A 22,626-nucleotide genomic window follows, 5' to 3' on the forward strand; every position below is an offset into this window, starting at 1 on the left:
GGAGCGCATGCATGAGCAGCACCGCCCAGATCGGCGTCACCGGGCTCGCGGTGATGGGGAGCAACCTCGCCCGGAACTTCGCCCGCAACGGCTACACGGTCGCGGTCCACAACCGCACGGCCGCGAAGACCACCGCCCTGGTGGAGGAGTTCGGGCACGAGGGGTCCTTCGTCGCCGCCGAGTCCGCCAAGGAGTTCGTGGACGCGCTGGAGCGGCCGCGCCGTCTGATCATCATGGTGAAGGCCGGTGAGCCGACCGATGCCGTGATCCGCGAGTTCGCCCCGCTGCTGGAGCCGGGGGACGTCATCATCGACGGCGGCAACGCCCACTTCGAGGACACCCGGCGGCGCGAGAAGGAGCTGCGCGGGCAGGGCATCCACTTCGTGGGCGCGGGCATCTCGGGCGGCGAGGAGGGTGCGCTGCTCGGCCCCAGCATCATGCCGGGCGGCTCCGCCGAGTCGTACGCCTCGCTCGGTCCGATGCTGGAGAAGATCTCCGCGAAGGCGAAGGACGGTACGCCGTGCGTCTCGCACGTCGGCCCCGACGGCGCCGGACACTTCGTCAAGATGGTGCACAACGGCATCGAGTACGCCGACATGCAGCTCATCGCCGAGGCCTACCACCTGCTGCGCGAGGTCGCCGGCTACTCCCCCGCGCGGATCGCGGAGACCTTCCGCGGCTGGAACCGGGGCCGGCTGGACTCGTACCTGATCGAGATCACGGCGGAGGTGCTCGCCCACACGGACGCCGAGACCGGGCAGGCGTTCGTCGACGTCGTGGCCGACGCCGCCGAGCAGAAGGGCACCGGCCGCTGGACCGTGCAGATCGCGCTGGACCTGGGCGTGCCGGTGTCGGGCATCGCGGAGGCGGTCTTCGCCCGTGCGGTTTCGGGCCACGCGGACCTGCGTACGGCCTCCCGCGGGCTCGCGGGCCCGACGGCGGCGCCGCTGTCGGCGGAGGCGGCGGACGCCTTCGCCGCCCAGGTGGAGCAGGCCCTGTACGCCTCGAAGATCGTCTCGTACACGCAGGGCTTCCACCAGATCCAGGCGGGCAGCGAGGAGTACGACTGGGGCGTGGACCTGGGTGCCGTGTCCTCGCTGTGGCGGGGCGGCTGCATCATCCGGGCGGCGTTCCTGGACCGGATCCGCACGGCGTACGACGCGAAGCCGGACCTGCCGAGCCTGCTGGCGGACCCGGGCTTCGCGCAGGAGATCGGCGAGGCCCAGGACGACTGGCGGGCCGTCCTGGTGGCTGCCGTGTCACACGGCATCCCGGTACCCGCCTTCGCCGCCTCCCTGGCGTACTACGACGCGCTGCGCTCGGAGCGGCTCCCGGCGGCCCTCACCCAGGGCCAGCGGGACTTCTTCGGCGCGCACACCTACCGGCGCACCGACCGCGAGGGCTCCTTCCACACCCTCTGGAGCGGCGACCGCTCCGAGGTCCGTACGGCCTAGGTCTTTACGGACCGGCTCCGTACGGACCGGCTCCGCGTGCCGCTCAGGGGCCCGGGCTGCGGGATCGGCGCGGGCCCGGGCGGCGGCGGGATCGGATCGGGCTCGGGCACCGGCGCGGGAACGGGCGGCACCGGCTGCGGAATCGGTCCGGGATCCGGGAACGGATCGGGCCCGGGCACGGGCACGGGCGGCACCGGGGCGGGTCCCGGCACGGGCGGCTCCGTCATCTCTACGTTTCGCATCATGAGCCCCACCTTCCCCGGATCCACTCCACCACGCGCGCCGAAACCCGGTACGCCGAGGGATCAACGGGCCGTGTGGAGGGCCGCCGTGAGGCCGGGGGCGGGGCTGGAGAGGATCGGGAGGGTGCTCCTCGCCCGCGCAGCGGCTTCCGCCATCGAGGCCTGGGCCAGCACCATGACGTCCGCCTCCGTGACCGCGTCGGCCGCCCGGGCCACCAGGGCCAGGTAGCCGGCGGTGTCGCCGGCCTCGAAGCGGGGCCAGGCGTCCGCGACCACGTGCTTGGTGATCGACACCGGGCGGCCGGCCCGTTCGGCCTCCTCCTCCAGCAGGGCGACCGTCGGGGCCAGCGTCGACTCCACGGTGGCCAGCACCGCGATGCGCGGGCCCCCGCGGACGGCCCGCGCGGCCATCGGGCGGTCGACCCGCAGCACCTGGACGCCGAGCTCCGGCGCCAGGGACTCCGCGACGGCTCCGATGCTCGAGCAGGTCACGAGAACGGGGCCCGCGGAGCCGGCCAGCAGGTCCCGGAGGGCCGGGACCACCGAGTCCGGGCCCTCCGCACGGGCCCGCTCCAGCAGCTCCGGCACCACGAGGTGGCGCAGTACGGCGCCGGGGTGGTCCCGGTCCCGCAGGGCGTCGAAGACCGGCACGTGGACCGGCGACGTGTGCAGCAGGGTCAGGGGCGTCACCACAGGTCGGGGTCCCTGTCGAGCTGCGCCTTCGCCGCCGCGACGACCTCGGCCGGCGCCTCGGGCGCCCGGTCGGGGTGCCTGGCCGCCCAGCCGGCCGCGTACGGGCACAGCGGAACAACCGGCACCGCTTCGGCTGCGGCGATCCCGTAGAAGGTCTTCACCAGGTCCCCCGCGATGCCCCGCCCCTCGTGCCCCGGCTCGACGACGGTGTGCACCGCCACGAGGGCGTGGGGCGCCGTGTCGAGCACGAAGTACGCGACGAGGCCGACCACCTCGCCGTCCTCGACGGCGAGCAGCCGTCCCGCCTTCCGGTCGTCCTTGAACTCGATGGCCCCGGCCCCGGTCTGCGACATGGTCCCGACTCCCCTCAGACAGCCACCGCGTGGGGGCTGCGCTCCTGGTCCGTTCCCGGCACCGGGGCGGACGGATCCGCACCCAGCTCGATGATGCGGTTGTCCGCGTCGACGTGCACGACGCGCGGCTTCAACACCCTTGCCTCGGCGTCCTCGACCTGTGCGTAGCTGATGAGGATGACGAGGTCCCCGGGGTGCACGAGGTGTGCGGCGGCGCCATTGATCCCGATGACCCCGGAACCGCGCTCGCCCTCGATGACGTACGTCTCCAGCCGCGCCCCGTTGGTGATGTCCACGATGTGGACGAGCTCTCCGGGCAGCAGATCCGCCGCGTCGAGCAGATCGGCGTCGATGGTCACGGAGCCGACGTAGTGCAGATCGGCCTGGGTGACCGTGGCCCGGTGGATCTTGGACTTGAACATGGTCCGAAACATGAAGAAGCTCCCGAAATATCTGCTCCCTGCCTGCTCATTGCAGGTCAAGGGCGGTCTCCGCAGATTGTAAGGCAGGGCATGCTCCTGTAGAGGGCCTGTTCGCCGGCCCAGGACCCCCCTCGTCGGGTCCGCCGTCCGGCTCGGCGGCGAAGGAGCCGTCGAGGGTCTCGACGGCCTTGGTGTCCTCGGCTGCGGTGTCGCTGCCCGCGTTCCCGGGCCGAAGCAGCGCGGCCACAGGCTCCCCCGTGCCGCCGCTGCTGTGGTCGACGAAACCCCTCAACGGATGGCACCACATCCGGCCGCGCTTCGCCCGGGTCGGCGTCATCCTCGGAGCCCAGCGGACAGGCGTGCCCGTCCGGTTGAATGAATGGCGTGACACATGCTCTGCGTTTCGCCGAGGAAGACCTGCGCCGGCTGGCGGGGGCGCGCTCCTTCGAGCGGGGGGTCGGCTACCTGTCTGCGGTGTCCCGGCTGGAGATCGGGGACGAAGCGATCACCGCGACCGTGGACGGCACCGACGCCTACGAGGTCGAGCTGGCCGAGCACGAGGACGGTGGGCTCACCGGCTGGTGCGACTGCCCGTACGGACGGGAGGGCAACTTCTGCAAGCACTGCGTGGCGGTGGGCCTGACCGTACTGCAGCAGGCCGAATCCGTGCCATGGCAGCGGTCGGCCGCCGCCTCGCGCACCCGGCTGCTGGACGCCTGGCTGGAGTCCCGCACCCGCGAGGACCTGCTCGTCCTGGTACGGGAACAGCTCTCCGACGACCGCGACCTTCGACGCCGCCTCGAGCTCCGCGCGGCCACCGCCGGGGAGGACACCGACATCGCCCGGGAGCGCATCCTGAGCCTCCTCGACACCCGCCCCTTCGCCCGCTACGGCTGCGTCGAGTACGCCGACGCCCACGCCTACGGGCAGCAGGCGGCAGAGGCGGTCACCGCCCTGCGGGCCCTGACCTCAAGCGGCCGGTCGGCAGTCGCCGTGGAGGCGTCCCGCGAAGCCCTCCGGGCTTTGGGCCGCGCCTACGGGGAGATCGACGACTCGGACGGCCTGATCGGGGACGTCGCCACCGGGCTGGCCGAGGCTCATCTGGAGGCCTGCCGAACTGCCGGGCCCGACCCGGTGGAGACCGCCGAGTGGCTGGTGAGGCACCTGCTGGACGACGGTAACGACGCAACAGGCATGGATCTCTTCGATTACCGGGAGGTACTGGGTGAGCCGGGCATGGTCCGCGCGCGCGAACTGGTGGTGGCCGCCTTGCGGGCCAACCCGAAGGGGTGGGCGGAGAAGCACCTCATGGAGCGCCTCCTGAAAGCGGACGGCGGCGGCGTGGACGCGCTGGTCGCCGTCCACGCGGCGGACCTCGGCCCGAACGGCCACACCCACCTGGTGATCGCCAAGGAGTTGGAAGCGGCGGGCCGTACGGCCGAGGCCCTGGAGTGGGCCGAACGCGGCCTGCGGGAGGCCGAGTCCGACTGGGGGCCGGACGACGAGCTGGTCACCTTCGTCTGCGAACGGTACGCGCGGGCCGGCCGTCTGGCCGATGTGGTCCCGATCCGCCGGGACCTGCTGAAGGCCCGCCCCTCTCTGGCGGCCTACCGGCATCTGCGTGCAGCGGCCCGGGCGGCCAACGCCTGGGAGGGCTCCGCGCACGCGGGAGCCCTGGAGGTACTGAAAGCGGCAGCCCAGCCCAAAGACGGGCGCTGGTACGGCGGCTCCGTGCTGGTCGACGCGCTCATGGACGACGCCGACCTCGAAGCCGCCTGGCAAGCCGCCGCCGAAGGGTACGCCGATCAGCGGCAGTGGCTGGCCCTGGCCGACCGGATCCGCGACAAGAAGCCGGCCGACGCGCTGACCGTCTACCTGCGCTGGATCGAGCCGCTGCGCAAGCAGACCGGTGACAGCACGTACGAACGCATGGCGGAGCTGCTGCTCAGCGCCCGTGCCTGCCACCGCGCACTCGGCACCGAGGCCGAGTTCGCCGCCTACCTGGCCTCCCTGCGCGCCGACCAGAAACGCAAGCGGAAGCTCATGGCGACGCTCGACCTGCACGGACTCTGAGCGGTATCGCCCGGTCGGCGCCGGCCCGTGGTGAAGCGGACGTACGGCGTCCGCCGTATCTGCGGCCTTGCCCGCCTCCGGCGTCGCGTTCCGCCTTGCATCACCCGTGACAGAACGGGTGCGGATGGCGCCCGGGCGGCCTGAGGTCTCGGAACGCAGGTGTGATCGGGCATGCGAGCAGAGTGCCAACGAGTCGGACGGTGGTCTCCGCCCCTCCGGCCACGGCCACCCGGTTGGCCGTCGGCCGCACCCGATCAGGGCTGACGCTGGCCGTTTGCCGACCTCACCTCGGCCTGCACGGCACTGACCTGCGGACACGCTCGAACACTGGAGGTCGGACCTGAACATGGTGCGCAGCATGGAACGACTCCTGGTGTGCCTGCTCCCCGCCTGCGGTGTGCAGGTCGAGGGCCGCCTCGCAAGGGCGGGGTCGAGGGGCCTCCGGCGGGGCTCGACCCAGGCTGCACAAGCGGTGACGCAGAGCAATAATCGGAAGCAGTACGCAGAGAGTCGTTCCGCGGATCGGGAAGTGGGGCGCAGTGATGCACGACCCGGTGTTCCACGATGCCTCCGGCGTGGTTGCGGAACCGGGCGACGAGACGTATGCCCTGCTGGATGCGCGCGGGGTGGTCATCGGGTGGGGGCAGGGGGCCGAGCGGCTGCTCGGGTACACCGCCCTGGAGGTTCACGGACTGCGCGGGGCCGATCTGCTGCTCGCGCGCTCCGAGCTCGGGCACGCGGTGCTGCGGCACCGGAGCGGGCGTGAGGTCGAGGTGGCGCTCCACGCTCGGCCCATGACCTCCACGACCGGGGAGCGGCAGTGGCTGATCCAGGCGACCGACACCGACGCCACACAGCGGCGCGAGCTCAGCGAGGCCCTGATCAGGGGGTTGTTCACCGAGTCCCCTTTGCTCATCGACGTCTTCGACACCCAGCTGCGCTTCATCGCCCAGAACGACGCCCTGCGGCGCGGTGCCGGCTTCTCGAACGAGGAGTTCGTGGGGCGCACGATGTCCGAGGTGGCCCCGCCCGACCTGCTGGACATGGCGGCCCTCGAAGCACGGCAGCGCCATGTCCTGGAGACCGGTGAGGCACTGGTCCAGACCGAGGTGCGGGGACTGCTGCGCGGCGATCCCGACCGGCAGCACGTCTGGTCCGAGACCATCCTCCCGCTGCGGAGCAGCTCCGGCGAGCTGATCGCGCTCGCGCACACCGTGGCGGACGTGACCGAGCGGGCCCGGGCGCGCGAGCGGTTGGCGCTGGTCAACGACGCGAGCACGCGCATCGGCACCACGCTGGACGTGCTGCGCACCGCGCAGGAGCTCGTCGACGTGGCGGTACCGGAGTTCGCCGACCACGCCTACGTCGACCTGCCCGCCCTGGTCTTCGGCGGCGAGGAACCGCTCGTGGGGACGGTGGGCGAGACCGTGACCCTGTTGCGCGCGGCGACTTCCTCCGCACCCGGGATACCGGTGAAGGCGACGGTCGCGACGGGCGATCCCGACCCCTTCACCACCGGGCCCGGCTCCCTGTTCACCCGGGCCATGGCCGGCGGCGAACCGCTGCTGCTGACGGGCGAGGAGCTGATCGCGGAGCTCGCCCCGGTCGACCCCGGGCAGGCCGCGCGGGTCCGCGCGTACGGGGTCCACTCCTGGCTGCTCGTACCGATGTCGGCCCGCGGGGCGGTGCTCGGCGCCGCCGTCTTCGTACGGCACGCCCGCGCCCACGGGTTCGAGCCGGACGACGTCCTGCTGGCCGAGGAGATCTCGGCGCGCGCGGCCGTCTGCATCGACAACGCGAGCCGCTACACGCGCGAGCGCACGGCGGCCCTGGCCCTGCGGCGCAGCCTGCTGCCCCAACGGCTGCCCGTGCTCGGTGCGTTGGAGGCGGTGACCCGCTACCTTCCGGCGCACGGCCAGGCGGAGCTGGGCGGCGCCTGGTACGACGTGATCCCGCTGTCGGGCGCACGGGTGGCGCTGGTGGTGGGCGACGCGCAGGGGCACGGCCTGAACGCCGCGGTGACCATGGGCCGGCTGCGGACCGCCGTACGGACCCTCGCGGACCTCGACCTCTCCCCCGACGAGCTGCTCTCCTACATGGACGACCAGATCCACCGGTTCGTGGACGAGCACGGCGATGACGGGGCCGGCGGGTCGCGCCGGGGCGGCGCGGCCGGGACCACCTGCGCGTACGCGGTCTTCGACCCGATCACGCGGCAGCTGGCGGTGGCGTGCGCGGGCCATCCGCCGCCCGTCCTCGCGCCGGTGGGCGGGGAACCCGCCATCGTGGCCCTGCCGGGCGGGCCGCCCCTCGGTCACGGCGGTTCGCCGTTCGAGAGCGCCGAGATGAGGCTGACCGACGGGGACGTACTGGTGCTGTACAGCCACGGCCTGGTCGCGGCGCCCGACCGGGACGTGGACCTCGGCCTCGAACGCCTGCCGGAGGCGCTGTCGGGCGTCGCGCTCACCCCGCCGAACGGGCTCGACCAGGCCTGCGACGCGGTGATCGGCCGACTGCTCCCGGTGCTCCCGCAGAACGACGTGGCCGTGCTGATGGTGCGCCTGCACGAGCTGCCGTCCGAGCACCACGTCACGTGGGACCTTCCGGCCGAGCCGGAGATCGTGGCGCGCGCCCGGACGCTCGCGACGCGGCAGCTGGCCCTGTGGGGCCTGGAGGAGCTGGAGTCCACCACGGAGCTGGTGGTCAGCGAACTGGTCACCAACGCCATCCGCTACGGCAGCGAGCCGATCCAGCTGCGGATGATCCGCGACCGCGAGCTGATCTGCGAGGTCTCGGACGGCAGCAGCACCTCCCCGCACGTACGGCGCGCGGAGGAGACCGACGAGGGAGGGCGCGGGCTGTTCATGGTGGCGCAGCTGGCCCAGCTGTGGGGCACCCGCTACCACGCCCGCGGCAAGACCATCTGGGCCGAACAGCCTTTCCCCGAGGGGTTCCTGGAGGAGGCCGAAGCCTCCCCCAGGAAGGGTTGAGCGCCGCGCCACGTGGCGGGAAGCGGCGGCCCGACCCGGAAAACAGGCCCTAGCCGGCCGACGCCTGCCGGTACGCCGCCTCCGGTACGGGGGCGTGGCCCGCGGGCCGGGTGGTGAACGTGCCCCGGCCCTGGGTGCGGCTGCGCAGCCGGGACGCGTAGCCGAACAGCTCGGCCAGCGGCACGGTGGCGGTGACCGCCGTGGTCCCGGCCCGCGCGGTCGAGCCCGAGACCCGTCCGCGCCGGGCCGCCAGATCGCCCAGCACCCCGCCGACGGCGTCGTCGGGCACGGTCACCACGACCTCGGCCACCGGTTCCAGCACCTCCATCCCGGCGGCGCGCAGGGCCTCGCGCAGCGCGAACCTGCCCGCCGCGCGGAACGCCATCTCCGAGGAGTCCTTGGAGTGCGTGGCCCCGTCGGTCAGGGTGACGCGGACGCCGGTCACCGGATGACCTCCGAGGGGGCCCTCGGCGAGCGCGTCCCGGCAGCCCGCCTCCACGGCGCGGGCGTACTCCTGCGGCACCCGCCCGCCGACGACGGCCGACCGGAACTCGAACGTGCCGGCGCCGCCGTGGCCGCCCGTGCCGCCGGCGCCGTCGGCCGGGCCCTCCAGGGGCTCGACGTCGAGGACCACGTGGGCGAACTGACCGGCGCCGCCCTCCTGCTTGACGTGCCGGTACACCAGCCCCGACACCCCGCGCACGACGGTCTCCCGGTACGCCACCCGCGGACGGCCCACGTCGATCCGCAGCCCGTGGCTGCGGCGGATCTTCTCCACCGCGACCTCCAGGTGCAGCTCGCCCATCCCCGACAGGACCGTCTGGCCCGTCTCGGGATCCGTCCGCACCACCAGCGACGGGTCCTCCTCGACCAGTCCGGCCAGTGCCGCGGACAGCCGGCCCGTCTCGGCGCTGCCGACCGCCTCTACCGCCACGGACACCACGGGTTCGGCGGACTTCGGCGGCTCCAGGACGAGCGGTGCCTGCGGGGCGCACAGCGTGGACCCGGCGCGGGTGCCCTTGAGCCCGACCACGGCGACGATGTCCCCGGCGACGGCCTCGTCCACCTCCGCGTGGCGGTCGGCCTGCACGCGCAGGATCCGTCCGATCCGCTCGGTCCGGCCGGTGCCCGCGTCCAGCACGGTGTCCCCCTTCCTCATCGTTCCCGAATAGACCCGCAGGCAGGTCATCCGTCCGGTCGCCGTCGCGTTCACCTTGAAGGCGAGCGCGGCGAAGGGCGCCGCCGGGTCGGCGGCCCGTTCCTCCACCACCGCGCCGCGGGTTCCCCGTACCGGCGGCATGTCCACCGGCGAGGGGAGGTACGACACGACGGCGTCCAGCAGCGGCTCGACACCGCGGTTGCGGTAGGCCGAGCCGCAGAGCACGACGACGCCTTCGCCGCTGTGCGTCAGGTCGCGCAGCGCGGCGGTCAGCGTGGCGGCGCAGAGCGCCGAGGTGGCGCAGTACTCCTCCAGGGCGGCCGGGTGGAGTTCCGCCACCCGCTCCTCCAGCAGCCGCCTGCGGGCGCGTGCCTCCTCGTACAGGGCATCGGGTACGGGACCCGCCGCGAACGAGTCCGGCTCGTCACCCCAGACCAGCGCGCGCATGTGTACGAGGTCCACGGTGCCGCGGAATCCCTCCTCCTGCCCGATGGGCAGCTGGACGACCAGCGCAGTCACGTGGAGCCGCTCCTGTACGGACGCCACCACCCGGTCGAGGTCGGCGCCGACGCGGTCCATCTTGTTGACGAACACGAGGCGCGGTACGCCGTGGCGGTCCGCCTGACGCCATACCGACTCGCTCTGCGGTTCGACGCCCGCGACGGCGTCGAACACCGCGACCGCCCCGTCGAGTACGCGCAGGGAGCGCTCCACTTCGTCGGAGAAGTCGACGTGTCCCGGTGTGTCGATCAGGTTGACGTGGTGGCCGTCCCACGTACAGCTGACGGCGGCGGCGAAGATGGTGATGCCGCGGTCGCGCTCCTGGGGGTCGTAGTCGGTGACGGTCGTGCCGTTGTGGACCTCGCCGCGTTTGTGGGTGGTCCCGGTGGCGTAGAGGATGCGCTCGGTGACAGTGGTCTTGCCGGCGTCGACGTGCGCGAGGATGCCGAGATTGCGGACGGTGTTCGAGGTGTTCAGGTGGGTGCGCATGGCCCGGGGTCTTTCCGGAAGTTGGTGAAGAGGGCGGCGCGATCTCCGGCGGACGAAGGACGTGCCGGGGGGCACGGAGGAACACGAAGGAGCCCGAGGGCGAACCCGCGCCTGCCCGGGCGTGCGGGGACGCACCGGGGAGGGGGTCGTGTCAGTCGTCGCGGACATCCGATGGCGGCCGCGCAGCCGTCATCGGGAGGACGGAGACACCAGGATCACGTCGTACCGGGACCGGGGAACGAAGACGGCGATGCGGTGACACACGGCCCGGCTCCCCTCTCGTCGACGAAGTGCGCGCCACGTCCCGTGGCGGCATGGGAGCGAGTGTAGGCACACGGCAGCGGCCCGGCACCGCAATTTCTCGCGGGCCGGGCCGGACGCCCCCTCAGGACGCGGCGGGACTCGGGGAGTCGTGCCCGCCGGGGTGGGAGGTGCCGGGAGAGGCGTCGTGCGCGGGGTGCTGCGAGGGGTCGGGCGAGGAGCCGGGCGAGGGGTCCTGGGACATGTCGTGGGCGGAGGAGCCGTGCCCGGAGACGGTCTGGATCGTTCCGCCGAGGCGGGTGTGGGCGCCGGCCAGTGCCTCGGCGGAGGCCGCCGTGATGACCCAGGTGGGGCCGACGAGGTACGTGCCGCCGTACATCTGCGCCTCGGTCAGCCAGGACTGCCGGCCCTGCTCGCTGGTGAAGGTGGCCATCCGGAAGCCCTCCTGGCCCGATCCGCACGCCCCTTCCCGGAGCTCCTCCGCGTCGACCGTCGTCTCGGGCGTACAGCCGAGGGCGTCGGCGATCGTCTGGAGCGGGGCGGGGCGGGCGCCCGGGGCCGGGGCGGCGGACGAACTCGGGTCGGGCGGAGCCTGCGCACCGGCCGCCACCCGGGCGGCGCAGCCGCCGCACAGCAGCGTCGCGAGCAGCGCGGCAGCGGCGGCGGTGGAAGCGGCGGTACGGGGTGAACGGGGCATGGCTGACTGCCTCACAGGGGTCGGGGCCGGGCTGGATCGGAGGGGGGCGGCAGGCGCGCTACGCCGTCGGCGGGACCTTCTTGCCCTCGGCCGTGACCGCGAACCAGAGCCCCTGCTTGTTGTGCCCGTTCGCCTGGCCCGGCTCGGTGTCCCCGGTGAACGTGTAGACCGGCCAGCAGTCGATCGTCAGCTGCTCGCTGCCGTCGGGCCGCTTCACGGATCCGACCAGCTTGCCGGCAATTCCCTCGGCCTTCGCCTTGTCGATCGCCGCGGCGGGCTTCCACGTATCCAGGCAAGCCCCCAGGCAGCCGAACTTCATCGGCCACGCACTGTCCTTGTCGAATCGGTAGAGCGTGCGCCACTGCCCGTCCACCAGAATCTTGCCGAGTTTCTCGTTGTCGGCCACGGAAAGCTCCGCGCCCTTCTTCATCTCCATTCCTCCCGTTCCCGCCCCCATTTCCATTCCCGTTCCACTGTCGCCGCCCGCCTTCTGTTTCTTGTCGACCGCCTTCTTGCCGTCCGGTGCCAGCGCGTGCCAGATGCCGCCGACGCCCTCGCCCTTCGCCTCGCCCGCCTTCGTGTCCTTCGCGTAGCGGTACACCGGCCAGCCGCCGAGGGTCAGTTGCTTGCTGCCGTCGGTCCGGTCCACCGAGCCCAGGAGGGCGGCGTCGATGCCCGCGGCGGCCGAGGCGTCGTCCGACGGGACCGCGGGCCAGGTCGTGGCGCAGTCCCCGTCGCAGTTGGACTTCGGGGGCTGGGGCGTGTCCTTGTCGAAGCGGTAGAGGGCCATCCCGGCGCTGTCGGTCACCACGCTGCCCACGCTCGCGATGTCCCGTACGGACAGCTGCCCGGCCGAACCGGCCTTGCCGGAGCCCGATCCGACGTCCGAGCCCGACCCGGAGCCGGCGGCGCCCGCTCCGTAGCCCGTGTCGTATGCGCCTCCGAGGGCCTTGCCGGCACCCGCCGGCTGTACGGAATTCGCGTTGCGTGCGGCGCCGTTGTCGCTGCTTCCGCATCCTGCCGCGAGCAGCAGAACCGCGGCCACCGATCCGACCGTTGAGATACGACGCATCTTGTTCACGATCTCTCCTTCGGGTTGAACCCGGGGGGTTCGTCTACTGCCTCATTCATAAGGCCTGACGGGTTCACCGAATTCGAATGAGCGGGAATTTATCAGATCGCGCTAACCCTTGAACTCCCCTCGCCGGCGGCCGTTTACCGCCGGCTCATTCCTGAATGCGCAGGGCGAGCGCGGGGCAGCGCCGCACCGCGCGGAGGGCCATCGGCCGCAGCCTTCCGGGGACCGACATGACGGCCTCTGCCGGGTAGCCGTCCCGGTCCAGCCGCACCACGTCGGGCAGCACGTCCATGCAGAGCCCGTGCCCCTTGCACAATGTCCAGTCCACGACGAGCCGTTCGGGGTTCTCGTCCTCGGGCAGGGGCAGCGCCCCGAGCACGCGGCGTCCGCAGCCGCTGCCCAGGGCGTGGTCGCGCATCTCGTCGGGGAAGACGGCGAGCGCGGAGGCCATGAAGGCCGAGGTGCCGTCGGGATGGCTGCACGCACCGCGTCGCAGCACTCCCCGCATCCGCACCTCGACCGCCTCCAGGGCGGGCCGGCCTCCGCCGGCCACCAGGGCCTCCACGGCATCGGCGAGCGAGGGCAGGCCCCTGACGCACGGGCCGCACTGGCCGGCGGTCTCGTCCGCCATCCAGCGCATCACGCGGGCCACCTCGCCGGCCGGGCAGGTGTCCTCGGGCAGCGGCAGGACCGCACCCGCCCCCAGCGTGGCCTTGAGCGAGGACAGCGACTCCCGGGAGAGCAAGGCGGTCCGCGCCGCCGCCGGCGTCAGCCATTTGCCGTGGTACCCGCCGACCAGGACTCCCTGGCCCGGGGACGAGCCGCACAGCTCCAGGACGTACGCCAGGGAGGTCCCGAGAGGCGCCTCGACGACCGTCGAACCGCTGATCGTCAACATGACGGTGCCCGGCTCGGACTCCAGGCCGACCGAGCGGAATGCCGGCACCCCGATCCTGGCCGCGACGGCGAGCTGGGCGTACGTCTCGGTGTTGGACAGCAGGGTCGGCAGTCCGCTCAGACCCCGCTCACTGGTCCGGACCTTCTGCCCGTTGGGGACGGCGTCCCCCCCGTTGAGGCCGTTCACGAGGGAGGTCCCCTCTCCCGAGACGAAGCGCTCGGGAAGCCTGCCGACGCGCAGGCGGTTGTCGGGCACGCCGCGCTCGGCAACGGCGGCCCGCAGGGACTGCTCCACGTCGTCCCTGGTCACCCCGATGGCAATCTCCTCGGCGCCGATCGCGTCGGCTGCCAACAGGGCTCCGTCGAGCACCAGGTGCGGGGAGTGCAGCAGCATCGCGGCGTCCTTGAGGCAGCTCGGTTCCCCCTCGGTGCCGTTCACCACGACGGCGGTCCGCCCCTCCTTGGTCCGGGCGGACCGGATGACCGCTTTGAGCTTGCGGGCGAACGGAAAACCCGCTCCCCCGCGGCCCCGCAGGTCGATGCCCTCGGCGAGCTCCACGAGATCGCCCGAGGTGTACTGCGGCAGCGGACCGTGCACCACCAGGTGATTGGCACGGTCGAGTCGCGGCAGCACATCGAGTCCGGCCAGCAGCCTGGGCTGGCCGACGCACCCGAGGGCGGGATCGACGATCGAGGTCACTGACGGCCCCTCATCCCGTCGTACGACCCGCCGGACCGGTCCGTTCCCGGCCCGGCCCCGATGCCGCTCGGGACGACCACCGTGTCGTACGCATCGGCGCCGTACGACGGCGCGTACGGCGCCGCCCCGTACGGCGGGAGGATCTCGGTCGTGGGCTCCAGGGCCTGCCGGGGCGAGGGCACGAAGGCGCCCCCCAACGGTGCGGTGGCCGGATCCGGCTGCTGCGGGACGGAACGCCGGTCCGACTGCCGGGCCAGCCGCGCCGTCAGCCGTTCGGCGGCCCATTCCGCGGGCTGCCGAACGAACCGCTGCGGCGGCTTCTTGGGCCGGGGCGGCGCGCCTTGGGGGGTTGCCGCCGACGCGGCCACCGGGCGCACCGGCGCGGCGCGCAGCCTGGCCCGGAGCCGTATGGCGAGCACGCCGGCGACCCCGGTCAGGCAGAGCGCGTACGACACGGTCACCCAGCCGCTCGCGGGGCGGCCGGCCTTGAGCCCGTGCACCAGGGCCGCGCCCCACGCCGGGTACGCGCCGAAGTGCAGGGCCCGCCACCACAGGGAGCGGCCCTTGGTGGCGAAGGCACTGCGGACAGCGCCGGAAACCGCCGTGGAGACGAATATGTATCCGGCCAGGGTGCCGAGGCCGATGAGGATCGGCTGGTCCTGGTCCGCGAACGGGAGGAAGGCGGAGGCCAATCCCGTCTGCGCCTCGGCGACCTTGACCCAGATGTGCAGGAGCAGGAAGCCCAGCCCCGCGACAGCGAGGCCGCGGTGCGCCGCCTGGGCGACGAGCCGGTGCCCGGAGGTGAGCACCGCACGGTCGGTGGCCGCGAGGCCCCACAGGACGGCGGAGGTGAGCGAGACGAGCGCGAGGACGCCCGCGCCGAAGTCGAGGAAGTCCCAGAGATGACTCAGGGCGCCTGCGCGGGCCGCCACGGACAGGGCGAGCAGGCCCGTGAGGGCGGCGACGACGAGTGTGGCGGGACGCACGCCTCCGGCGGGGGACAGCAGGGGCGGCCTACGGGCGGCCCGCCGGCCTGCGGCCGCCGCAGCGGCCACGCCGGCATGGCGTCTGGTGCGGCGGGCCCGGTGTGAGCGGGGCGTACGGGCTGGGGACAGGGGCATGTAGTTCTCCCATACGCCCAGGCCCGAGGCACTCGACCGCGCACTCGGCGCCCGGGGTAGTCGACGGAACTGCTCCGCGGCGGGCGGGAGATGAGGTCCCGCCGGCCAGGAGCGGGGGCCGGAGTGCAGAAGCATCGTGGACCTTCGCAACGCCTCCACAGTATTTATCTAATCGTGACAAGTTCTGGCGCGCGTGGCATCGTCACACCGGACAGCCCCGGAAGATTCCCTTCCAACGGTGCGGTGGCAAGAAGAGTTACGCCTTGTCCGCCATCACACCTCCCCGTCGGCAAAGCTCAGGCAAAGCCGCGGGACTGCAAGTGGATGGCACTCTCCTGGAGGGTGTACGAGGTGCTCAACTCCCCCGTCCGCACTGGCGCAGAGGGGGGAGGAGGCGACCTCGACAGGCTTGCCACCCTCCCACGGGGCAGGCCGTACCCCGGCATGAACGAGGTAACAATGTGCGAACTTCTGAACCGCATCTGGGCCCGTCCCCGAGGCGAATGGACCCGGGTCCTGCGAAGGGAACTCCCCGCGCTGACCGCGGGGATGGTGGAGGAGCTGAGGGAGGAGCTCCCCGGGTTCTCCGCCCTCGTCGACGAGCTCGACGAGGAGGTGGTCAGACAGCGGCTCGAAGTGGCCCTGCTCACCGCCCTCGGGTACCGCGAACCCGCGCCGCAGCAAAAGAACAAGGCCGCGGAACACGCCCACCCCGACGAGGATGAGGAAGAGGAGGACTACGCGGCCGAACACGACCACCCGGACCAGGGAGAAGAGGAGGAGGAAGAGGATGAAGCACACCGCGCTCCGCCGGCCGGCATCCGGGTCCCCCGCCAGCGGGGGCAGCTGTCCCCCCTGACGGTCGTCCCCCGCGAGGGACTCGGCACCCGCACCGAACGGGCCAGGCGTGAGCTGTTCTCCGCGCTCACGAGTGACATGCCCATGGCTGAAATCGCCCTCTCCGAGCTGGCTGCCGCGGCCAACTGGCCGCTCCCGGCCGAGATACGCGCCATCGCCCTCGCCACCCCGGGCGAGACCCAGCAGCTGGCGGCCGTCCTGGACGACGGACTCGCCGGCATGGTCGGCGGCCAGCCCTGCCTGCTGGTCCCGAGCCCGGACCCGGAGACCCGGGCCTCGCTGGAGGCCCTGCTGCGCGGCCGGTTCGCCGCCGTCGGACACCCCGTCGCCCCCCGCGACACCGCTTCCTCCCTGCGGTGGGCCCTTCGACTGCTGTCCCTCACCCCCAACCGCCCCGGTCTGGAGGCAAGGGCCCTCTTCGTCGACGACCACCTCTCGACCCTCCTGCTGCTCCAGGACGAGCCCTTGGCGCACGCGCTGGCCGCACGCTGGCTGCGGCCGCTGGCCAGCCTGACCCCGCGCCAGAGCGAGCGGCTCGAAGTGACCCTGCTGGCCTGGCTGGAGGGCGGCGGTGCCCCGGAGGCCGCGAAGGCGCTGAGCGTGCACCCCCAGACCGTGCGCTACCGCATGCGGCAGCTGGAAAAGCTCTTCGGACCCGGCCTGCGCGATCCGCGGACCCGGTTCGAGCTCGAAATGGCCCTGCGCAGCCGCCGCCTGATGGCCCAGGTACGCCGCCAGAACTCGCGGATCGGCCGCAAGGTGCGCGTCGCCACCACCGACTTCCGGCCGCTGGGCGGCGTCGGGCGCATGGCCCGCGTCAACGGCCTGTAACCCCCTGTAACCCCCTGGGCCCCCCGGCCCCCGAACCCTCGAACCCCCCAACCCTCCCCCGTGCACACGGATTCGGCCCCGGCCCCCTCCCCGCCCCCGCGGAGCAGAGGGACCGGGGCCGCCGTGTGCCTCAGGTCCACCGGCCGACAGATCCACGCACCTGCAGACCTGCGGATCTACGGGTCGGCAGACCTACAGGCCGACGAGGACCGCGGACGCGGCCCCGGCCCGCAGCGCGGCATTGAGGTCCAGCAGTTCGGCGTACGCACGGGAACAGGACCGGCAGGCCGCCAGGTGCCGGGTGAGACCGCGACCGCGCGGGCTGGTGCCGCGGCGCCGGATCACCGCCCCGAGCAGGCTGCCGTAATGGCGGCACCGGGCGTCGGCGGCCGTGTCCAGGTGGGCCCGCAGGTACGCCTCGCGCAGCCCCTCGCGGGCCCGGAAGGCCAACGAGGTCACCGCGCTCGGGGTGATGCCGAGCAGTTGGGGAACGGGGTGCGGGCAGTCGTCCTCGACGAGGGTGTGCCACAGGACGGCCTTCCAGCGCTCGGGCAGGGCCTGGAACGAGCGGGCTACGAGCCGGCGGTCCTCGCTGTCCAGCAGCCGGCGCTGCGGGTCGTCCCCGTCGGGACCGGGCCTGCACCAGGCCTCGATGTCGGGCGTCAGGACGGTCCGGCCGGCGCAGTCCCGCCACTCGACCGCCGTGCGGCGGACCACCGACAGGAGGTACGGACGCCAGACCTCCCGCGGCCCGGCCCCGGAGCGGACGGCCTGGAGGGTGCGGATGAACGCCTCGGAGACGAGGTCCTCGGCATCCTGCGGAGCCCTGGAACAGCGGCGCGCACATGCGAAAGCGGCGGCACTGTGCCGCCGGTACAGGCGCTCGCAGGCGGCCGGATCGGCGTCGCCGGCGGCGTAGGCCGCCCTGAGCCGCCGTATGAGTTCCCCGTCCGAGGGCTCGGAACCGGGGTCGGGTTCCGGACGCGGTTCCGGACGGGGTGCGGAACGGGGTGCGGAACGGGTTTCGGGAGGGGTGGTGTGACGAGAGCCGGACATGGCACTCCTCGTATGGGTCTCAGGGCCCGGACACGGACCCCTTCGGGCGGTGGCACAAACGCCTGTGCGGTGCCGGTCCGAAGTCGGCTTCGGACCGGCACCGCTCTCGGGGCGACGCGGGGGAGGTGGGAGGGGGGCGCCGTCCCGAGGGTTCTCAGCGGCAGGCGCGCCCGTCGTTGATGCAGCGCACCGCGCCGGCCATGAGGCCGTTCGACATGACGTTGATGAAGTCTCCGTGGTCGGTCACCGGCTTGTGGAGCTGCTCGGGGAAGCTGTCCACGGCGAACCGGGAGCCGGGCGGCACGCTGTAGACGATCCGCTGGACCAGCTGCGGGATGGCCTTGAAGCCCTGCTTGCAGTTGCCGTTGTTGTCGGCGAAGGCCACGTGGGTGCGGTGGTTGGCGCTGTCGATGTTCTTGCCGTCCCAGCAGCTCTGGAAATTGAACGTCCGTACGACGTCACTGCCCTTGGGGCACACCGGGTACTTGTCCTTCAGCTGGCGGTTCTCGAAGCCGGTGCAGCTCCACGACGCGTTGGCGTTGGCGTTGCCGTTGGTGAGGGCCTTGGCGTCACCGGTGATGATCCGCATGAAGCGGGGCATGGCCGCGACCTTGCTGACGGGGCTGCCCTTGAAGTCGATGGTCACCTGCTTCGGCTTCAGGATCGTGCCGACGTTGGCGTCCTGGCCGCCGCCGGGTGCCTGCGCGTCCTTCTCCGCCTTGCCGTCGCGCAGGCGCAGCACGGGCCAGTAGTACGCCGACTGGTCGCCGTTGGTGCAGGTGGTCCCGGACTGGGCGAGGCTGTTGTTGGTGGAGAAGGCGTCGGTGGTCTTGTTGCCGACGTAGTCGTGCATGTGGTGGGCGCCGTTGCTCACACCGGGCGCGACGATGACGTTGTCGGGGTTGAAGTGGCCGTCCTCGTTGCGCCCGCACTGCACGGCGAACGATCCGGTGGAGGCGCCGGCGCGGGCCGCGGGCTTGCGCACGTTGGGCTTCACGGTGCCGATGTTGACGAAGTCGCTGCGGGCCGGTCCGCCCTTGGCCTGCTGTTGCTGCTGCTGTTGCTGCTGTTGTTGCTGCTGCGGTGCGCCCTGCTTCGCGGCGCCCTGGGCAGCGGCGGCGGCGCCCTGGGCAGCGGCGGCGGCGGCCGGCTCGTCCGCCGGGTCGGCGGCCGCCGCCTCCTTCATCACGCATCCGCTGAGCCCTTGCAGTCCGGCGGGCTTCTGGCCCGCCTTCCCGAGCGTGTCGGACAGGTTGGTGATGGTCTTGTCACGCTGCTGCTTCAGTCCGCCGAGCAGCGTCTTGCTCTTGGCCTGGCCGGAGGAGAGCTGCTTGTAGGCGTCGGCGACCTGGGTGTCGAGCTGCGCGAGGTTCGCGTCCACCTCCTTGCGGGCCTGGTCGGGGACGTTGTCGAGCTTGTCGCCCACGTCCGGGCAGTCGATGGTGGCGGTCACGGGCGCGCTGCGGGAGTTCTGTCCCGCGAAGGCGCCCTGCGAGACGATCACGACCCCGCCGCCGCCCAGGACCAGGGCGGACATCACGGCGAGGATCTTGTGCTTCGGCCGCAGACGGCGTTTGTGGCCCTTTTGACTCATGCGATCACTTCACTTCGTCGGTCGGGAATAGGGGGAGGAGGCGGGGGCGGGTGCGGAGGGGGTGCCCGACGGGGCGTCCGCGAGGCCGTCGAAGTCGACGAGCCCACTGGCCTCAAGGACCGTGATGTGGTCCAGGACCGTGCTGTTGGCGTCCGTGGCGAGGGCCCGGACCATCGAATTGCGGGTCTGCGCCCGGATCTGGGCCACGAGTGCGAACACCTTGCCGTGGGCCCTGCGCAGCAGCTGGATGAACAGCTGCTCGTATTGGGGTCCTTGGGCCCTGTCCATCTGGTCGAGCCAGCCCTGTTGCAGCACGCTGGGCTGGTTGGGGATCTCCATGCCGAGGGCCTGACTCACCTCCATGACCCTGCGGTCCAGTTCGGTGTGGCCTTCGACGAGGTGCTCCCCCGCGGTGCGGATCGCGGGCCGTGTGCTGCGCTGCATGGCCTGCCGCCCTGCGGGCAGCTCCCACAGGCCGGCGAGCCGTACCTTGCGGACGAAGTCCCGGTCCTGGGGGGTGAGCGGCCCGAAGGCCGTGCTCTGGATACCGGCACCATCGTCCTCGGCCGCCGGAGCCGTGGCGGCCGCGGCGTTTCTCCCGCCGAACTTCTGCACGGGGATCAGCAACGCGATCAGGGTGAAGGCGAGGGCGCCGATGACGACGCCGGTTGCCATCACGTGTCTCGATGCCACCGACATGCCACCGATGGCCGACCGACGGAAAGACAGCACTGCGCCTCCTTGCTGCGTGGACCGGGAGGGGGTGCGCCGGCTCGGTCTCCGGCAGTTGCCCGTGTCCAATGCACCCGCGCTCCCCGGGTGCCACGGGACGCTAGTGCCAGTTGTGGTGCCTGTTCGGAAGGACCATCACGAATGGACAAACATCCGGTCAACGCCCCGAAAGGCTGGTACCGTTCGCGGGCGCTAGCTGTCGGGTGTCGTGGGCACCGGGCGGGTGCGGGCCACGAGCAGGGCCACGTCGTCACGGCCGTCCGGCTGGCGCAGTTCGGCCAGCAGCAGGTCGCAGGTCTCCTCGAGGGGACGGGCGGGGTCGTGGAGCAGGGCCGTGAGCGCCTGCAGGCGGATGTCAATGTCCTCGTCGCGGGTTTCGACGAGTCCGTCGGTGTAGAGGACGAGCTGGTCGCCGACGTCCAGGTCCAGGGCAGTGGCCTCGAAGGGCACACCGCCGACCCCCAGGGGCGCGCCGGTCGGCAGGTCGAGCAGCTCGGGCGGCCGCCCGAGGCTCGTCCGTACGGGCGGCAGGTGGCCGGCGGTCGCGATGCGGCACCGGTTGCGGTGCGGGTCGTAGACGGCGATCACACAGGTGGCCATGGTGTGCCCCAGCCCGGTGGCCGTGTGGTCGAGCCGGGTCAGTACGGTGGCCGGGTCGAGGTCGAGCTCCGCCAGGGTACGGGCGGCGGTGCGCAGTTGGCCCATGGTGGCGGCGGCGTTGATACCGCTGCCCATGACGTCCCCGACGACCAGGGCCGTCTTGTCGTCGGGCAGCGGGATGACGTCGAACCAGTCCCCTCCTACCTCGCCGGCCGCCTCGGCGGGCTGGTAGCGGTAGGCGATCTCCAGACCCGGGGTGGGCGTGGGGTTGTGGGGCAGCAGGTGGCGCTGGAGGGCGAGGGCCGCGTGCCGCTGCTTCTGGTACCAGCGGGCGTTGTCGATGCAGACGGCGGCGCGGGCCGCGAGCTCGCTGGCGAGCAGGACGTCGTCCTGGTCGAACGGCAGCGGATTGTCGGTGCGTTGGAGGCCGAGGGCGCCGATGACCTCGCCGCGGGCGATCAGCGGCACCGCCAGGTACGAGTGGAGCCCGGCCGCGGCGAGGAGGGTGGCGGCCTCCGCGTCCCGGGCGACGCTGGGCAGCTCCGCCTCCGTGACCCGCGCCACGAGCACGGGGCGGGCGGCCCGTACGCACTGGGTGACCACGCGGGTGGTGTCGTAGCGGGCGATCGTGCCGACCGGGTCGGCCGCGAGGGTGGCGGGGGTCGGGCGGGCCGCCTTGACGGCGAGGGCGCGGAACCGCACGGTCTCGTCCGTCGGGGCCCCGGGTGGGTGCTCGCCCGTCAGGACGGCGTCGAGGATGTCGACCGTGGCGAGGTCGGCGAGCTGCGGCACGGCGATGTCGCCGAGCTCGCGCGCGGTGACCCACAGGTCGAGGGTGGTGCCGATGCGTACGGAGGCGTCGGCGATCAGGGAGAGCCGCTGGCGGGCCAGGGCCACGGCCATCGAGGTCTTGTGCTGTTCGGTGACGTCGACGATGGAGGCGGCGACTCCGAGCGGCCGCCCGGCCGGGTCCTCCAGCCGGTAGAGCGAGAGTGACCAGGCGTGGTCCTGATCGGGGTCCGCGGGCGTACGGCCGGTGGTGAACCGGTTCAGCTGCGGCCGGCCGGTGGACAGGACGTCGCGCATGGCCGACTCGATGGACGCGGCGTCCACGTGCGGCAGGGCCTCGTGGACGCGGAGGCCCATGTGTTCGGCGGCGGGCAGCCCGTTGATCCGTTCCAGGGCCGGGTTGACGAGGACGTAGCGCAGCTCGGTGTCCAGGACGGCCAGACCGATCGGGGACTGCGCGACCAGCCGCATCGAGAGGGCCAGGTCGCGTTCCATGCGCCGCAGGGTGGCCTGGTCGGAGATGATGCCGAGGGCGTAGCGCCGCCCCTCGCCGTCCTCCAGCCGCATGTTGCGGAACTCCGCCAGGCGGGTGGTGCCGTCTTTGTTCCGCACGGGGAAGGCCCCGGCCCAGGAGCCCGTGCCGGCCATCACCTCCTCGAAGAGGGCGAGGACCGTGGCCAGGTTCTCTTCGTCGACCAGCAGCTTCGCCGCGAAGTGGCCGAGGGCGTCGCTCGGGGTGTAGCCGAACAGTTCCTCGGCCTGGGGGCTCCACAGTGCGATCCGCCCCTCCGCGTCGAGGACCACACCCGCGACGCCGAGCACGTCGAGGAGGCCGGGCCCGGTGGCGGGGTCGACGGTGAGGGAACCGGAGGATTCCGGCTCCGGGTGGTCCGGGGCCGGGTGGTCCGGGGCCGCGAGGTCCGCGTGGTCCGGGTCCGGGTGGTCCGGGGAGGCGTCCGCCGTACTCATGCCGGGCGCTCCTTCCCGTCCACTGCCGCAGGGGCGGCGCATCGGCCCGCTCGGTCTCCGCGCCCCG

The 22,626-nt window shown here is 72.6% G+C and carries 16 protein-coding genes; 4 read left to right on the top strand and 12 right to left on the bottom strand.

Annotation, left to right across the window (positions count from 1 at the left end; all coding sequences use genetic code 11):
• The first annotated feature begins 11 nt into the window (after positions 1 to 11).
• On the top strand, positions 12 to 1,454 hold the full coding sequence (gene gndA / locus ACFXGI_RS17745) for an NADP-dependent phosphogluconate dehydrogenase (protein WP_384706994.1): 1,443 nt from the start codon (positions 12 to 14) through the stop codon (positions 1,452 to 1,454).
• Positions 1,455 to 1,759: 305 nt separating this feature from the next.
• On the opposite strand, the gene ACFXGI_RS17750 is transcribed toward gndA, so the two are convergent.
• From ACFXGI_RS17750 to panD, 3 genes are read right to left on the bottom strand one after another with little or no spacing between them, the layout of a single operon-like run.
• A complete protein-coding gene (locus tag ACFXGI_RS17750) occupies positions 1,760 to 2,389 on the bottom strand; it encodes an aspartate/glutamate racemase family protein (protein WP_384706995.1) in 630 nt (209 codons plus the stop codon).
• On the bottom strand, positions 2,383 to 2,742 hold the full coding sequence (locus tag ACFXGI_RS17755; RefSeq protein WP_384706997.1) for a GNAT family N-acetyltransferase: 360 nt from the start codon (positions 2,740 to 2,742) through the stop codon (positions 2,383 to 2,385). The genes ACFXGI_RS17750 and ACFXGI_RS17755 overlap by 7 nt, the downstream gene beginning before the upstream one ends.
• 14 nt (positions 2,743 to 2,756) lie before the next feature.
• A complete protein-coding gene (gene panD / locus ACFXGI_RS17760) occupies positions 2,757 to 3,176 on the bottom strand; it encodes an aspartate 1-decarboxylase (RefSeq protein WP_384706999.1) in 420 nt (139 codons plus the stop codon).
• Positions 3,177 to 3,539: 363 nt separating this feature from the next.
• Between panD and ACFXGI_RS17765 the strand changes: the two genes are divergently transcribed.
• Positions 3,540 to 5,237, top strand: coding sequence for an SWIM zinc finger domain-containing protein (locus ACFXGI_RS17765; RefSeq protein WP_384707001.1), 1,698 nt, complete (start codon positions 3,540 to 3,542; stop codon positions 5,235 to 5,237).
• 542 nt (positions 5,238 to 5,779) lie between these two features.
• Positions 5,780 to 8,227 carry a SpoIIE family protein phosphatase gene (locus tag ACFXGI_RS17770; protein ID WP_384707004.1) on the top strand — a complete coding sequence of 816 codons (2,448 nt, stop codon included), beginning with the start codon at positions 5,780 to 5,782 and terminating at the stop codon, positions 8,225 to 8,227.
• A gap of 49 nt (positions 8,228 to 8,276) precedes the next feature.
• Here the strand turns inward: ACFXGI_RS17770 and fusA are convergent, their stop codons facing one another.
• From fusA to ACFXGI_RS17795, 5 genes are all read right to left on the bottom strand, one after another.
• Positions 8,277 to 10,376: an elongation factor G gene (fusA, locus tag ACFXGI_RS17775; protein WP_384707006.1), complete on the bottom strand. Its 2,100-nt coding sequence runs from the start codon at positions 10,374 to 10,376 to the stop codon at positions 8,277 to 8,279.
• A gap of 385 nt (positions 10,377 to 10,761) precedes the next feature.
• Positions 10,762 to 11,334, bottom strand: coding sequence for a hypothetical protein (locus ACFXGI_RS17780; RefSeq protein ID WP_384707009.1), 573 nt, complete (start codon positions 11,332 to 11,334; stop codon positions 10,762 to 10,764).
• A gap of 58 nt (positions 11,335 to 11,392) precedes the next feature.
• The gene (locus ACFXGI_RS17785) at positions 11,393 to 12,406 is read right to left on the bottom strand and encodes an SCO0930 family lipoprotein (protein ID WP_384707093.1); all 1,014 of its coding nucleotides are present in this window, start codon (positions 12,404 to 12,406) and stop codon (positions 11,393 to 11,395) included.
• Positions 12,407 to 12,560: 154 nt separating this feature from the next.
• A complete protein-coding gene (locus tag ACFXGI_RS17790) occupies positions 12,561 to 14,009 on the bottom strand; it encodes an NADH-ubiquinone oxidoreductase-F iron-sulfur binding region domain-containing protein (protein WP_384707012.1) in 1,449 nt (482 codons plus the stop codon).
• Positions 14,006 to 14,995 carry a hypothetical protein gene (locus ACFXGI_RS17795; RefSeq protein ID WP_384707014.1) on the bottom strand — a complete coding sequence of 330 codons (990 nt, stop codon included), beginning with the start codon at positions 14,993 to 14,995 and terminating at the stop codon, positions 14,006 to 14,008. The genes ACFXGI_RS17790 and ACFXGI_RS17795 overlap by 4 nt, the downstream gene beginning before the upstream one ends.
• A 594-nt stretch (positions 14,996 to 15,589) precedes the next feature.
• Between ACFXGI_RS17795 and ACFXGI_RS17800 the strand changes: the two genes are divergently transcribed.
• Positions 15,590 to 16,819 (top strand): PucR family transcriptional regulator, encoded by a 1,230-nt coding sequence (locus tag ACFXGI_RS17800; protein WP_384707017.1) that lies wholly within the window; start codon positions 15,590 to 15,592, stop codon positions 16,817 to 16,819.
• Between the two features lie 192 nt (positions 16,820 to 17,011).
• Here ACFXGI_RS17800 and ACFXGI_RS17805 read toward each other — a convergent pair whose 3' ends face one another.
• From ACFXGI_RS17805 to ACFXGI_RS17820, 4 genes are all read right to left on the bottom strand, one after another.
• On the bottom strand, positions 17,012 to 17,875 hold the full coding sequence (locus ACFXGI_RS17805; RefSeq protein WP_384707020.1) for an RNA polymerase sigma factor: 864 nt from the start codon (positions 17,873 to 17,875) through the stop codon (positions 17,012 to 17,014).
• Positions 17,876 to 18,029: 154 nt separating this feature from the next.
• Positions 18,030 to 19,469 carry a DUF1996 domain-containing protein gene (locus ACFXGI_RS17810; protein ID WP_384707023.1) on the bottom strand — a complete coding sequence of 480 codons (1,440 nt, stop codon included), beginning with the start codon at positions 19,467 to 19,469 and terminating at the stop codon, positions 18,030 to 18,032.
• Positions 19,470 to 19,478: 9 nt separating this feature from the next.
• A complete protein-coding gene (locus ACFXGI_RS17815) occupies positions 19,479 to 20,144 on the bottom strand; it encodes a DUF4142 domain-containing protein (protein ID WP_384707026.1) in 666 nt (221 codons plus the stop codon).
• A 249-nt stretch (positions 20,145 to 20,393) separates the two neighbouring features.
• Positions 20,394 to 22,559, bottom strand: a complete 2,166-nt coding sequence (locus ACFXGI_RS17820) for a SpoIIE family protein phosphatase (RefSeq protein ID WP_384707029.1) — start codon at positions 22,557 to 22,559, stop codon at positions 20,394 to 20,396.
• Positions 22,560 to 22,626 lie beyond the last annotated feature (67 nt).

The sequence above is a fragment of the Streptomyces sp. NPDC059355 genome, assembly GCF_042752335.1.
In the GTDB taxonomy this organism is placed as follows: Bacteria; Actinomycetota; Actinomycetes; order Streptomycetales; family Streptomycetaceae; genus Streptomyces.

Coding starts and splice junctions, on each gene's coding strand:
- panD (WP_384706999.1), bottom strand. CDS start 3,176: ATGTTTCGGACCATGTTCAAGTCCAAGATCCACCGGGCCACGGTCACC.
- ACFXGI_RS17780 (WP_384707009.1), bottom strand. CDS start 11,334: ATGCCCCGTTCACCCCGTACCGCCGCTTCCACCGCCGCCGCTGCCGCG.
- ACFXGI_RS17815 (WP_384707026.1), bottom strand. CDS start 20,144: ATGGCAACCGGCGTCGTCATCGGCGCCCTCGCCTTCACCCTGATCGCG.
- ACFXGI_RS17805 (WP_384707020.1), bottom strand. CDS start 17,875: ATGTCCGGCTCTCGTCACACCACCCCTCCCGAAACCCGTTCCGCACCC.
- ACFXGI_RS17770 (WP_384707004.1), top strand. CDS start 5,780: ATGCACGACCCGGTGTTCCACGATGCCTCCGGCGTGGTTGCGGAACCG.
- ACFXGI_RS17820 (WP_384707029.1), bottom strand. CDS start 22,559: ATGAGTACGGCGGACGCCTCCCCGGACCACCCGGACCCGGACCACGCG.
- fusA (WP_384707006.1), bottom strand. CDS start 10,376: ATGCGCACCCACCTGAACACCTCGAACACCGTCCGCAATCTCGGCATC.
- ACFXGI_RS17765 (WP_384707001.1), top strand. CDS start 3,540: ATGAATGGCGTGACACATGCTCTGCGTTTCGCCGAGGAAGACCTGCGC.
- ACFXGI_RS17755 (WP_384706997.1), bottom strand. CDS start 2,742: ATGTCGCAGACCGGGGCCGGGGCCATCGAGTTCAAGGACGACCGGAAG.
- ACFXGI_RS17785 (WP_384707093.1), bottom strand. CDS start 12,406: ATGCGTCGTATCTCAACGGTCGGATCGGTGGCCGCGGTTCTGCTGCTC.
- ACFXGI_RS17800 (WP_384707017.1), top strand. CDS start 15,590: ATGTGCGAACTTCTGAACCGCATCTGGGCCCGTCCCCGAGGCGAATGG.
- ACFXGI_RS17810 (WP_384707023.1), bottom strand. CDS start 19,469: ATGAGTCAAAAGGGCCACAAACGCCGTCTGCGGCCGAAGCACAAGATC.
- gndA (WP_384706994.1), top strand. CDS start 12: ATGAGCAGCACCGCCCAGATCGGCGTCACCGGGCTCGCGGTGATGGGG.